At 52.2% G+C, this 12,572-nt stretch carries 6 protein-coding genes, 1 tRNA gene and 1 pseudogene; 5 read left to right on the top strand and 3 right to left on the bottom strand.

The annotated features are described in order from the left end of the window. Window positions 1-18: 18 nt before the first annotated feature. Window positions 19-2,502 carry a phosphoketolase family protein gene (locus H6F80_RS13175; RefSeq protein ID WP_190791999.1) on the bottom strand — a complete coding sequence of 828 codons (2,484 nt, stop codon included), beginning with the start codon at window positions 2,500-2,502 and terminating at the stop codon, window positions 19-21. Between the two features lie 842 nt (window positions 2,503-3,344). Here H6F80_RS13175 and H6F80_RS13170 point away from each other — a divergent pair. The 3 genes from H6F80_RS13170 (at window position 3,345) to H6F80_RS13160 (ending at window position 6,817) form a co-directional block, all read left to right on the top strand. Further along, window positions 3,345-4,505 (top strand): lysophospholipid acyltransferase family protein, encoded by a 1,161-nt coding sequence (locus H6F80_RS13170; RefSeq protein WP_242067338.1) that lies wholly within the window; start codon window positions 3,345-3,347, stop codon window positions 4,503-4,505. A gap of 65 nt (window positions 4,506-4,570) precedes the next feature. Continuing rightward, complete coding sequence (locus tag H6F80_RS13165) at window positions 4,571-6,499, top strand: S9 family peptidase (RefSeq protein WP_190791998.1); 1,929 nt, start codon at window positions 4,571-4,573, stop codon at window positions 6,497-6,499. Between the two features lie 84 nt (window positions 6,500-6,583). Next, entirely contained in the window at window positions 6,584-6,817 is a 234-nt protein-coding gene (locus H6F80_RS13160; RefSeq protein WP_190791997.1) for a hypothetical protein, read from the top strand. Window positions 6,818-6,908: 91 nt separating this feature from the next. Here H6F80_RS13160 and H6F80_RS13155 read toward each other — a convergent pair. After that, window positions 6,909-6,990: transfer RNA gene (locus H6F80_RS13155), tRNA-Leu, on the bottom strand. A gap of 107 nt (window positions 6,991-7,097) precedes the next feature. Between H6F80_RS13155 and ggt the strand changes: the two genes are divergently transcribed. Further along, window positions 7,098-8,789: a gamma-glutamyltransferase gene (ggt, locus tag H6F80_RS13150; RefSeq protein ID WP_190791996.1), complete on the top strand. Its 1,692-nt coding sequence runs from the start codon at window positions 7,098-7,100 to the stop codon at window positions 8,787-8,789. Window positions 8,790-8,847: 58 nt separating this feature from the next. Then, window positions 8,848-12,021, top strand: a complete 3,174-nt coding sequence (locus H6F80_RS13145) for a UPF0182 family protein (protein WP_190791995.1) — start codon at window positions 8,848-8,850, stop codon at window positions 12,019-12,021. An 85-nt stretch (window positions 12,022-12,106) separates the two neighbouring features. On the opposite strand, the pseudogene H6F80_RS13140 reads toward H6F80_RS13145, so the two are convergent. Further along, window positions 12,107-12,572, bottom strand: a pseudogene (locus H6F80_RS13140) (hypothetical protein); the annotation flags it as partial.

Here is a 12,572-nt window from a genome sequence, read left to right as displayed (position 1 = left end):
GTGTGAGCCGCTTTAAGCTCAAGACGTGGGAGCATCCTCATGAGAAGGAGCCGTTCCTTTCGGTGCGCCGGGCCATTTCCAGTTGAGGATTTCGTCCTGGTCTACGCCGTGTTCATAGGCATAATTGCGGCAGGCGATCTGCATATTCTTAAACCGTTCTTTGGCGTGTGCTCCGGCAACTCTCAGCCTCGGGACGCGATCGATCACATCCATTGCCAGACTGAAGCGATCGATATTATTACTGATTGCCAGTTCTAGTGGCGTGTTGATATTGCCTTTTTCCTTGTAGCCGCGAACGTGCAGATTCGCATGATTCTGGCGGCGATAGGCAAGGCGATGCACCAGCCAGGGATAGCCGTGGAAATTGAAAATGATCGGTTTGTCGATCGTAAAGATGCTGTTAAAGTCTTTATCGCTCATGCCGTGAGGATGTTCGCTGTCGGGCTGGAGCTTGAACAAATCAACCACATTGACAAAGCGAATTTTCAGATCAGGAAATTCTTCCCGCAGCAGAACGGTGGCTGCCAGCGCTTCCAGGGTGGGAATGTCACCTGCCGATGCCATGACGACATCCGGTTCACAGCCGCGATCGGTGCTTGCCCATTCCCAAATGCCGATCCCCTTCGTGCAATGAATTATGGCATCCTCCATGGTCATATACTGCAAGTGCAACTGCTTGTCAGCGACAATCACATTCACATAGTTTTTGCTGCGTAAACAGTGGTCGGATACCGAGAGCAGCGTGTTCACATCCGGCGGTAGATAAATGCGCGTCACGCCCGGACTCTTATTTGCCACCACGTCGATAAAGCCGGGATCTTGATGGGTAAAGCCGTTGTGATCCTGTCGCCAGACTGTTGAGGTAATGAGCAAATTCAGCGACGAAATATCTTCGCGCCAGGAAATGTGATTGCAGATTTCTAGCCATTTGCAGTGCTGGTTGACCATCGAATCGATCACATGAACAAAGCTTTCATAAGTCGAGAAAAAGCCGTGCCGTCCCGTGAGCAAATAGCCCTCAAACCAGCCCTCGAGCGTATGTTCGCTCAGCATTTCCATCACGCGCCCGTCGGTCGAGAGTTCGCTGCCGTCAGCGTCTTCGGGCAGGTATTCGCTGATCCAAAATTTCTTGCTGGTTTCGTAGATGGCGGTGAGTTTGTTCGAGGTGTTTTCATCGGGGCCAAAGACGCGGAAGTTGGTCGGATTCAGCTTCATCACGTCTCGCAAAAACACGCCCAACGGACGGGTATTTTCTGCCTGCTCATAGCCGGGATGACTCACTTCGATCGCATAGTCGCGAAAATCCGGCATTCTCAAGTCTTTGCGAAGTTTGCCGCCGTTGGCATGGGGATTCGAGCCGATACGTCGATCGCCATGCGGCACGAGATCCTTCAGTTCAGGGATCAGCCTGCCGTTTTCGTCGAATCGCTCTTCCGGCTTGTAGCTCCGCATCCACTGTTCCAAAATTTGCAGATGGGCGGGGTTCTTTTTCACGTCGGTCATGGGAACCTGATGCGCCCGCCAGAAGCCTTCGACCTTGTGCCCGTCTACTTCGCTGGGGCAAGTCCAGCCTTTGGGACTGCGAAACACAATCATCGGATAGCGCGGACGTTCTGCAACTCCTTTGCTGCGGGCTTCTTCCTGGATTGCTTTGATTTCAGCAATGCAGTGGTCGATCGTTGCTGCCATTGCCTGGTGCATCGATTCTGGATCGGAGCCTTCCACAAAGTAGGGCGTATAGCCATAGCCCCGGAAAAGCTGGTCGAGTTCTTCGTGGCTGATACGAGCCGGAATTGTGGGGTTATTGATCTTGTAGCCGTTGAGGTGCAAAATCGGCAGCACTGCCCCATCCCGGATCGGATTGATGAACTTGTTAGAATGCCATGCGGTCGCCAGCGGTCCCGTTTCAGACTCGCCATCCCCTACCAGGGCAACCACAATTAGATCGGGGTTATCATAGGCAGCTCCGTAGGCATGAGAGAGGCTGTAGCCCAGTTCGCCGCCTTCGTGAATCGAGCCGGGTGTTTCGGGGGTGCAGTGGCTACCGATGCCGCCCGGAAAAGAAAACTGCTTAAAGAATTTTTTGATGCCTTCGTCGTCTTCGCTTTTGTCGGGATAAACCTCTGAGTAACTGCCTTCCAGGAAACAGGGGGCAAGAAATCCAGGTGCCCCGTGTCCTGGACCCACCACGTACATCATGTCCAGATTTTGCTTTTTGATCACCCGGCTTAGATGGGTATAGATAAAGCTAATTCCAGGACTGGAACCCCAATGACCCAGCAGACGATTTTTGATATGTTCGGGCTTGAGCGGTTCGCGCAGCAGGGGATTCTCCTGCAAATAAATCATGCTCACCGCGACATAGTTGCAGGCTGACCAGAAGGCATTGATTTTTCGCAGCTCTTCGGCACTCAGCGGTGTGCCCTGAACAGTCGATCGCGCCTGGCCGAAGGCACTAATTGAAGCAAGATCTGAAGCAGGCTTAGGTGGAGTTGCAACCATAAATTTCTGTGTTTGTGATTGAAGGCAATAGTGATCAATAATTTGAGCCGTTAAATTCGGCCGTTAAATTCGAGCCGTTAAATCCGAACCATTAAATCTGAACCATAGAACAATAATTGGAGTGATAACTTGAGCGATCGAACTCGTTCTGGGTAGAAGAAAGGATTGGTGTTTGAGGTTCTGTTTGAGGTTCTGACAAATCTCCCCTAGTCCTCCTTTAAAAGAAACCAAACCTCTAAAGCGGGTCTATTGAAAGAAGAAAGTTTAGTGGCTCAAAATCCCTTTTCTGAAGGAGGATTTAGGGGACTCTCGATTTCGATGTCACTCAATCAAAGCCATGATAGGCAAGGAAAAATCACGCTAAATCATCATGCTCAATGTATTAATCAATGTATTAATCGAGGAATCGGTTAAAGAACAAACAGGCAAATACATATAGGTAACTATAAAGAGTAGACAACTACAAAGAGTAGGTAACTACAAAGCCAAAGCGCAATTTTCGATCAGCAAATTTCAAGTCGGTTCCGTACAGTCGATCGCTTCAATTGTGCCAGGATTATAAAATGAGAATCAGGCTTCCATCGTAATCAAGCAAACACGATCAACTTCAGAACGCAGATAGAATTGGCTCAAAGATGCAATCCGTCAGCGATCGTCACTCTAATAAAGAAAACCTTTAGATTTAAGCATTGAACTTACGTTTAACCCGGCATAAGCCGCTACAGCCTGAAATGGCTAAGCGTAGGCTAGCAGCATCGTCGATAAAGAAGTTCAATCTGGCGGAAGATGCTGTATTCGCGATCGAAGTGCAGAATAGAGAGTCGCTGTTTTAGGGGTCTGGAATGGATTCATCGTATCCACCGCAAGCTGTCTTCCAGAATTCGCTCGACTTAGAACAGGCAGACAGAGAACAGGGAGGAAGTGATGAAACACCGTTTCTGCGGGAACAGCCTGATACTGCGTCCTCCTATCACTTTCGTTGGTTTGACCGGTTTTGCCTGTGGTATCCCCCCGGTTGGCTTGTGCTATTCAACCGTCATTGGCAGCACTACCACGCCGATCCCGAAGGGTGGAACGGACTGGAATATCTGCTGTTTTTGCTTCCGGGCGGGTTTTATCTAGCATTGTTAATGCGATGGTTGCGGCTTGGCTGTCGTGCTCCGCGTGAAGTCGATCGCGAAATTGACCCCGCTTATCAGGAGGCATTTCGACGAGAAATCCTTATGCCCATTTTGAAGCACCACTTTCGGGCGGAACTACAACAGGTCGAAAACCTGCCCACCGAAGGAAATTTAATGGTGCTAATTAATCATGCAGGAATGTGTTTTCCGTGGGACATTATTGGGCTGGGTGTGCTGCTGAGCGGGGCAAGAGGCTGGATTGCGGAACCCGTGGGACATCCAATCTTTTTTGATCACCCGTGGCTGCGCTGGTGGCTTCCCGCCGGCTGGACGCAGCTTTTAGGGGGAATTCGAGCCGAAGAAGCAGCCGTCGAAACCGCAGTTGCCCAGCTTTGCAATTGTTCAGATCACCCCCTGCAAAGGGTCATTCTCTACGCTCCCGAAGGCTGGCGAGGATTAGTAAAGGGCTGGCGATATCGCTATCAGCTTCAGAAGTTCGACCCCAGCTTTATTCGCATGAGCGATCGCTATCAGGTGCCTTTATTGCCTGTGGTTTGTATGGGGAATGAGTATCTGCATCCCTGGACGGTGAATTTGAAGCAGGCAGCTCGCTGGCTCGGAATGCCCATTTTTCCCTTGTCGCCCCTTTTGCTGGTCTTCCTACTGTTTCCCTCAATGGGTGTATGGGCAAACCGTACTCGCCTGAAATACGTCATCCAACCCCTCCAGCAGCCCTGGCAAAATCCCCTGCCCCTCGATCAATCCCTTCAGCAGCGATCGATCGCCTACGAAAAAGCCCAGCAGCTCCGACTAGACCTACAAAAGCAAATCGATCGACTACGAAGCGAGAAACGATCGAACAAATCGCCTATGAACAAATAGCTTAAAAAAGTACTCTTTCACCCTCTTAATTTCATCACCCCCTTATTTTCCACCCATCCACTCTTATGACCCAAACCGCCTCTTCTGCTCCTTCAATCCAGCAGGATATCCCCCTGATTCCGCGTGAAGTGCTATTCGGCAACCCAGAACGAACACGCCCTCAGCTCTCACCCGATGGCAAATATCTCGCCTATATTGCGCCGGATGAAAAGAACGTACTGCAAGTGTGGCTGCGAACCGTAGGACAGGACGATGAGCGACAGCTTACTGCAGATCAAAAGCGCGGTATTCGGATGTATTTCTGGACGTATAACGGAACGCATTTGATTTATATGCAGGATGCCGATGGAGATGAAAACTTTCACTGCTATTCAGTCGATATTCATACAAACCTGGTACGCGATTTAACACCATTTCAGGGGGTCAAAGCACAGCCGATCGAGCTTGATCCAAACTTTCCCGATGATTTGTTAGTGGGACTCAATCTGACCGATCCCCAAAAGTTTGATGTTTATCGAGTGAATCTCAAAACGGGTGCGGTCGAGTTCGACACTGAAAATCCCGGCAATATTGTGAGCTGGACGGCAAACGCTCAGTTTCAAATTTTGGCGGCACTGGCAGCAACACCCGATGGCGGCACAGAGTTGATTTATCGTGAAGGGGTCGATCGCGAGTGGGAAACGCTGCGCCACTGGACAGCCGAGGACGAAGGATATGCCGCAGAATTTTCGCTGGACGGCAAAACGCTTTACGTCGTTGGTAGCCATAATGCAAACGCTCAGCGTCTCATTGCGCTGGATCTGGCAACAAAGCAAGAAACGGTGATAGCCGAAGACCCGCAGTATGATGTCGGCGGCATTGTTACCCATCCCACAAGCCGCAAACTTCAGGCAGTTGCGTTCTACAAAGACAAGCTGGAGTGGCAAATTTTAGACGATGCAATTCAAGCAGATTTCGAGACGCTATCGCAAATTCGATTACCCCATGGGGAAACTGCGGAGCAATCGAGTGAATATGGCATCAGCAGCCGCACGCTGGCAGACGATCGCTGGCTCGTTTCCTACACGACCGATGATGGTCCAGTGTATTACTACGTGTACGATCGCGAGACAAAGCAAGCAACGCTTTTATTCAGCAATAAACCAATTCTGGAGACGCTGCCGTTAACTTCGATGCAGCCCGTTTCCTACACTGCAAGAGATGGTCTCACCATTCACGGCTATCTCACCTTACCCAAAAATGCACCGCAAAATCTTCCGGCAGTACTGCTGGTTCACGGTGGACCCTGGGCGCGGGATACCTGGGGTTATGATCCAGAGGCACAGTGGCTTGCCAATCGCGGCTATGCCGTCCTGCAAGTCAACTTCCGAGGATCGACGGGCTACGGCAAGGCGTTTCTCAATGCGGGCAACCGGGAATGGGCAGGCAAAATGCACGACGACCTGCTAGATGGGGTAAAGTGGCTAAGCGATCAAGGCATTGCTGATCCGCAAAAGATCGCGATTATGGGTGGCTCGTATGGCGGCTATGCAACGCTGGTCGGTTTGACCTTTACGCCAGAGGTTTTTGCGGCAGGTGTGGACATTGTGGGTCCGAGCAGCCTGATTACCTTAATGCAGAGCATTCCCCCCTACTGGGAACCTTTGAAGGCACAGTTTTATCACCGGGTCGGCAATCTAGACCAGGAACCGGATTTCCTCAAATCCCGATCGCCCCTCTTCTTTATCGATCGCATTCAAAAACCACTGCTGATCGGTCAAGGAGCCAACGACCCGCGCGTTAAGCAAGCAGAAAGCGATCAGATTGCCGAGGCAATGCGATCGGCTGGAAAGCCCGTCGAGTATGTGCTCTACCCTGATGAAGGACACGGCTTTGCTCGCCCCGAAAACCGCCTGCATTTTTTCGCAGTTGCAGAAGAGTTTCTGGCAAAATATTTGGGCGGACGCTGTGAGCCGATCGGTGAGATTCCTGGAACAACAGGCGTCATGAAATAAACTGCATTCTGCGGCAGTGAAGCGGCTGTGAATCAATCGGGCCATTAGTTTGAATCTTCGGGTTTGAACCTTCGGGTTTGAATCTTGGGTGTTCGCAAAGAACAAGTGACCCAGAGCGAATTATCCGTGATTGATCACAGCCAGTCATTCCATCCATTTCATTTTGTCTCCGGATCGATATCGATCGCCAAAGCAATGGGGCTATCTGTCCTGGGTCTTTTGCCTTACCTGGAAGCAGTATGGGGTAAGCAAGTTTTTGCCAGCGTTGTCCCGCTTGTGCAGCAAAAGATTGATCGGCTTGCGCGCAATCGACTTTAATGCAGTGAGTAAGGGTCTTATTCGCCCATGCTCTGAACATGCTCTAGATATGAGCAGAATATAAATTGATATAGATATTAATCGATCGCGATGCGGATGAAAGGACTTGAACCTTCACTTCTTGCGAAACTAGAACCTAAATCTAGCGCGTCTACCAATTCCGCCACATCCGCAAATTTTTTGCTTAATCATCATAGCACATAGTGTTTTTTAGAAGAAGTGAAGAACGCGAAATCGCATGAAACGGTAAACTTTTGAAAATCACCATCCCGATCGCCTTATGCCTCACCCTTCTCATCCCGCGACTCGTGGCTCGATCGCCGCAGGACATCCGCTCACCGTTGAAGCTGGAATGGAGATGTTTCGCTTGGGCGGCAATGCGTTTGATGCAGTGGTGGCAGCGGTGTGTGCCTCGTTTATCGCAGAGCCAATGCTGACTTCTCCGGCAGGCGGTGGTTTTTTGCTGGCGCACGCTCAGAGTGGTCAGGATATTTTGTTTGATTTTTTTACCCAAACGCCTGGCCAGAAGCGCAATCCTGCCGAGGTTGATTTTTATCCGGTGCTGGTCGATTTTGGCGGCGTGTTGCAGGAGTTTCACATTGGGCTGGGGTCGATCGCCACACCGGGAATGATGGCAGGACTATTTCGGGTGCAGCAGCAGTTGGGGCGATTGCCCTGGTCGGTGGTACTGGAGCCAGCAATTCATCTGGCGCGACAGGGGGTTGAAGTTACGACCTTTCAGGCGTATAACCTGAAGATTCTCAGTCCGATCATTTTTGCCTCAGCCGCCGCGCGTCATCTTTATATGCCTGGGGGAACGCTAGTGCGAGCGGGCGATCGATTGGTCTTGTCCGATCTGGCAAACACACTGGAAGAACTAGCGATCGGAGGCGCGGACTCGTTTTATCGGGGAGACATTGCCCATCAAATCGTGAAAGACTGTCAGGCGCAGGGCGGATATCTGACCCAGACCGACCTCGAACAGTATCGCGTGATCGAGCGAAAACCGCTGAAAACGAATTATCGAGGTCATACGGTTATCACAAATCCGCCACCCAGTGCAGGAGGCACGCTGATCGCCTTTGCCTTCAGGTTGCTAGAGCAGGCGGATCTATCCCGATTCAAGTTTGGGTCGATCGCCCATCTCCAAATTCTGGCAGACACGATGCGGCTGACTAATATGGCGCGTTTGGCAGGCTATGACCAGCAGCTTGATCAGCCTGATTTTGCCGATCGCTTTCTGGCAGCTGAGCATCTGGCGCAGTATGAGCAGCTGCGAACCTGTCTTGCGGGACTGAATCTGGGCGATGCCGTTCAGTTGGAAAACAGTCCGTGGGAAAACAAGTGGGGCAGCACAACTCATGTGAGCGCGATCGATCAGGACGGCAACGCAGCCAGCATGACCTCCTCAAACGGCGAAGGCTCTTCCTATGTCATTCCGGGGACGGGCATCATGATGAACAATATGCTGGGCGAATCTGACCTGCACCCGATCGGGTTTCATCAGTGGCGCGAAAATGTGCGAATTGCTTCGATGATGGCTCCAACAATGATTTTGCAGAACGGACAGCCTGAGATCGTGCTGGGGTCGGGCGGCTCTAACCGAATCCGAACCGCAATCCTACAGGTGATCTCCAATCTGCTCGATTTTAAGATGCCCGTGGCTGAAGCGGTGGCTGCGCCAAGAGTTCACTGGGAAAATGGCATTTTTAACCTGGAGCCAGGACTGCTCCCCGACGAAATTCATTTCTCGGTTCAGGGAGCGGAACCGTTTCGGGCGGGTTCTTTGCCAAACCGTTCTCCCTTTAATCAATTTCCCTTTGATCAGACGGTTGAGTGCTGGCAGTCACAGAATATGTTTTTTGGCGGGGTTCATGCAGTCACCTCTAGCCAGGGCAGTATGACAGGCGCAGGCGATGCCCGACGAGGTGGAGCGGTGGGAGTTGTCGAGAGCCGTCTTGAACCGTCCTGAACCACAATAAAAGAAAGGCATTTTGTGCCCCTGTTTTGTGCCCCTGTTTTGTGCCCTTATGTTTCGCTCTCCGATCGCATCTCGTTTAGCCCCGTCCTCCGCCAGAGAAAACGCTTCCCGCTTCTGGCAGAAAGGAATACTGGCGATCGTCGGCATCCTGTTTTTTGTCGATCTGCTGATTTTTCTGTTTGCAGAACGCCTCTGGTTCCAAGAAGTTGACTATTTGTCCGTTTTCACAACTCGCCTGCAAGCACAGCTCATGCTAGCAGTTGTCACGGTAGGGATCAGTCTGGCAGTGTGGGGCACTCAGTGGCGACAGGCACAGCATTATGCCAAAGCACTGCCTGATCCCGGTGTTTCTCATCGCAAGGGGATGGTGCGGCTATTTCCGCTGATTCTGCTGCTGAGTTTGACGATCGCGCTGCTGGGGGTTGAGTATGGGCAGGCCATGGTGCAGCACTGGCATCCTCGCTTTGCCGCTTCTGCGATCGGGGAAGTCGTTGCCTATCGATCGCCATCAGTTCCAGAGCCGTTTCGTCCGCAGGCGGTGGCAGATTGGATTGGAAAAATCGTGGGGCAGCAAGGTGGGGGACTGTGGGGAGGGGCAGGGGTGGCGGCACTCACGACCGGGCTGCTGCTGCTACCTCGGTTTGTTTTGGGGACGATCGCCCTGCTGCTAAGTCTCGGTTTTGGACTGGTGATGTCTGAACAGTGGACGACGATTCTGGCAGGCTTGCATCCCACTTCTTTCAACCAGATCGATCCCGTTTTCGGCAGAGACCTGAGCTTTTTTATTTTTACCCTGCCCTGCTGGCAGCTTTTGCAGTTCTGGCTGGTCGGGCTATCTGTGCTGACGTTCGGTTCGGTGCTGCTGCTTTATTTGCGATCGAACGACAGCCTTAGTCGCGGCGAATTCGGGGGCTTTCCACAGGCGCAGCGGCATCATTTGTATCGGCTGGGCGGCTTTTGGCTGCTGACGGTTGCCCTGAGCCAATGGCTCGATCGCTATCGCCTGCTGTTCTCGCCGCTGGGGATTTCCTACGGGGCAAGCTTCACCAACCTCAGCATCGAATTACCTGTTGATACGGGGCTAAGTTTACTTGCACTCCTGCTGTCGATCGGCTCCTTCATACTGGGTTTCGGCTGGCACCCTAGAAAACGCGGTACAGGCAGGCAAATCTCTACAAAATCGGCTCCTTCAGTCCGACGCGATCGTGAACTGCTTCCTCGACGGGGAAAGCAAACTTCGGCAGACCCCGAATTTCAGTTTTCTAATATTGCTTATCCGATCGCCAATTCCCGTGGTTCTTCTGGCGTTGCTTCTCGCTCCCGTTCCTTCCGCTCTAGCTTGCCTCAGCCCGAAGCACAACCTCAGCGATTACGCCTGACTCCCCTGACTGCCCTGATCACCTTTGGTATCGCAGCCGCGATCGGCGGAGAAATTTTACCTTTTGCCGTTCAGCGACTAGTCGTGCAGCCCAACGAGCTTCAGGTCGAGCAGCCCTATCTAGAGCGAACGATTGCCCTTACCCGCGAAGCCTTTGACCTGAACAAAATCGATGTTGAGACGTTTAACCCAGAACCAACGCTTGCCGCCGCCGATATTCAGCAAAATGACCTGACGATCGATAACATCCGCCTGTGGGACACGCGCCCCCTACTGGAAACCAACCGCCAGCTTCAGCGCATTCGCCCCTATTATGAGTTTCCGGGGGCAGATATCGATCGCTACAGGCTGCTCAACGAAGACGGGACAATTACCCAGCAGCAGGTTTTGATTGCTGCCCGCGAACTGGATTTTGATACGGTTCCAGAAGTGGCAAAAACCTGGGTGAATCAGCATTTGGTTTACACCCACGGATACGGCTTTACGGTCAGTCCGGTGAATCAGGTTGCTGAAGGCGGGCTGCCCGAATACTACATTCAGGGCATTCCTGGCAGCCCCAGCAGCGATCGCATTGCCAGCAGCATTCCGGTGGGCAAACCGCGTATTTATTTCGGTGAGCTGACGAAATCCTACGTGATGACCCCGACTCGCACTCCCGAACTGGATTATCCCAGCGGCAGCGAAAATGTGTATAACCTGTACGACGGGCGCGGTGGTGTGGCGATCGGTCAACAGTGGCAGCGATTGCTCTTTGCGGAATATCTGCGCGATTGGCGGATGCTGTTTAACAATGATTTGACAACCGAAACTCGCCTGCTGTTTCGCCGCCGCATTCAGGAGCGGGTTCAGACGATCGCCCCATTTCTACGATTTGACAGCAACCCTTATCTGGTGGTCGCCGATGTCGGCAATAAGCAATGGCAGCGCGGAGCAGCCCGTCAGGTTTCGCCGCTGCCAGATGAGGGCTATTTGTACTGGATGATCGATGCCTACACAACGAGCGAGCGATTTCCTTATTCTGACCCGCTGGGAAATGAGTTTAACTATGTGCGAAATTCGGTAAAAATCCTGATTGATGCTTATCACGGCTCGGTCAATTTCTACGTCGCCGACCCCACCGATCCGATCATTCAGACCTGGCAGCAAATCTTTCCCGATCTGTTTCAGCCTTTGAGCGCAATGCCCGAAGCCTTGCAGCAGCACATTCGCTATCCAGTGGATCTGTTTCAGGTGCAGTCTAATCATTTGATGACATATCACATGATCGATCCGGTGGTGTTTTATAACCGGGAAGATTTGTGGCGTGCGCCTAACGAAATTTACGGAAATCAGCCCCAGCGCGTTGAGCCGTATTACCTGATTACCAAGCTGCCGATCGCCTCCAGTGAAGAATTTGTGCTGCTCTATCCCTTTACCCCGGCTCAGCGCAATAACTTGATTGCGTGGATGGCAGCGCGATCGGACGGCGAACAGTACGGCAGAATGCTGCTCTACGTGTTTCCCAAGCAGGAGTTAGTGTTTGGTCCAGAGCAGATCGAAGCCCGGATTAATCAGGACCCGGTTATTTCGCAGCAAATCACCCTCTGGAACCGGCAACGCTCTCGTGCGACACAAGGCAATCTGCTAGTCATTCCGATCGAGCAATCGCTGCTGTACGTGGAGCCGCTTTATCTTGAAGCGGAGCAAAACCAGCTCCCGACCCTGGTGCGTGTTATTGTTGCCTTTGCCAACCGGATTGCCATGGCCGAAACGCTTGAACAGTCACTCAAGGCAATTTTTCAGCCGCCTGAAGCCGCCGCCCCGATCGTGCGATCGGTTGAAGATGGAGCGTTGCCCGTGGATTAGGTAGAAGCAAGTTGAGCGTTACCTAACCCAAAGGGAATGACTAGCGCGAGGAGAATGAGCGCAAAGGCAGTTAGGGCAAAGAGAATTAGCGTGAAAAATAGAGTGGATCATCCCAGCCATATTCGGGATCATTGCCATTGGTCATCGATGCAATTGGGGCGATTGGGGCAGGAGCAGAAGCAGGCGGGGCAGGCATCGACGGGGCAGGAGCAGTCGGACGAACCGCCGCAGAAGCTCTAGCCGTTTGAGCAGATCGGCTACCCATGCCTCGATCCGCTGAAGTGCGCTCGTGCCACGAAGAGCCGCCCTGAGCTGCCCGAAAAGCTGCCCGCTTGATTGCCCGCTCCACCGCAGAAGGCAGTGTTTCCCACTGAATATCATCATCTTTGAGCAAGTGGCGCACCTGTTTCAGCACGTCGCTCAGGGGGGCGGCCTGATTCTGCTTCAGGGGGGTGTATCGCCGCAAAGGGTCACGTCGAACTGCCGCGATCGCCCTCTGGACTGCCTGCGTAATCTGGGGCGAAAACTTGATTTTGCCTTTTTGAATCTGG

The sequence above is a fragment of the Leptolyngbya sp. FACHB-711 genome (assembly GCF_014695615.1).
Lineage (GTDB): Bacteria > Cyanobacteriota > Cyanobacteriia > Elainellales > Elainellaceae > Leptolyngbya_A.
The sequence above is the reverse complement of the archived record's forward strand: the minus strand, read 5'-3'. Positions and strand labels throughout refer to the sequence as shown.

Coding starts and splice junctions, on each gene's coding strand:
- H6F80_RS13175 (WP_190791999.1), bottom strand. CDS start 2,502: ATGGTTGCAACTCCACCTAAGCCTGCTTCAGATCTTGCTTCAATTAGT.
- H6F80_RS13170 (WP_242067338.1), top strand. CDS start 3,345: ATGGATTCATCGTATCCACCGCAAGCTGTCTTCCAGAATTCGCTCGAC.
- H6F80_RS13165 (WP_190791998.1), top strand. CDS start 4,571: ATGACCCAAACCGCCTCTTCTGCTCCTTCAATCCAGCAGGATATCCCC.
- ggt (WP_190791996.1), top strand. CDS start 7,098: ATGCCTCACCCTTCTCATCCCGCGACTCGTGGCTCGATCGCCGCAGGA.
- H6F80_RS13145 (WP_190791995.1), top strand. CDS start 8,848: ATGTTTCGCTCTCCGATCGCATCTCGTTTAGCCCCGTCCTCCGCCAGA.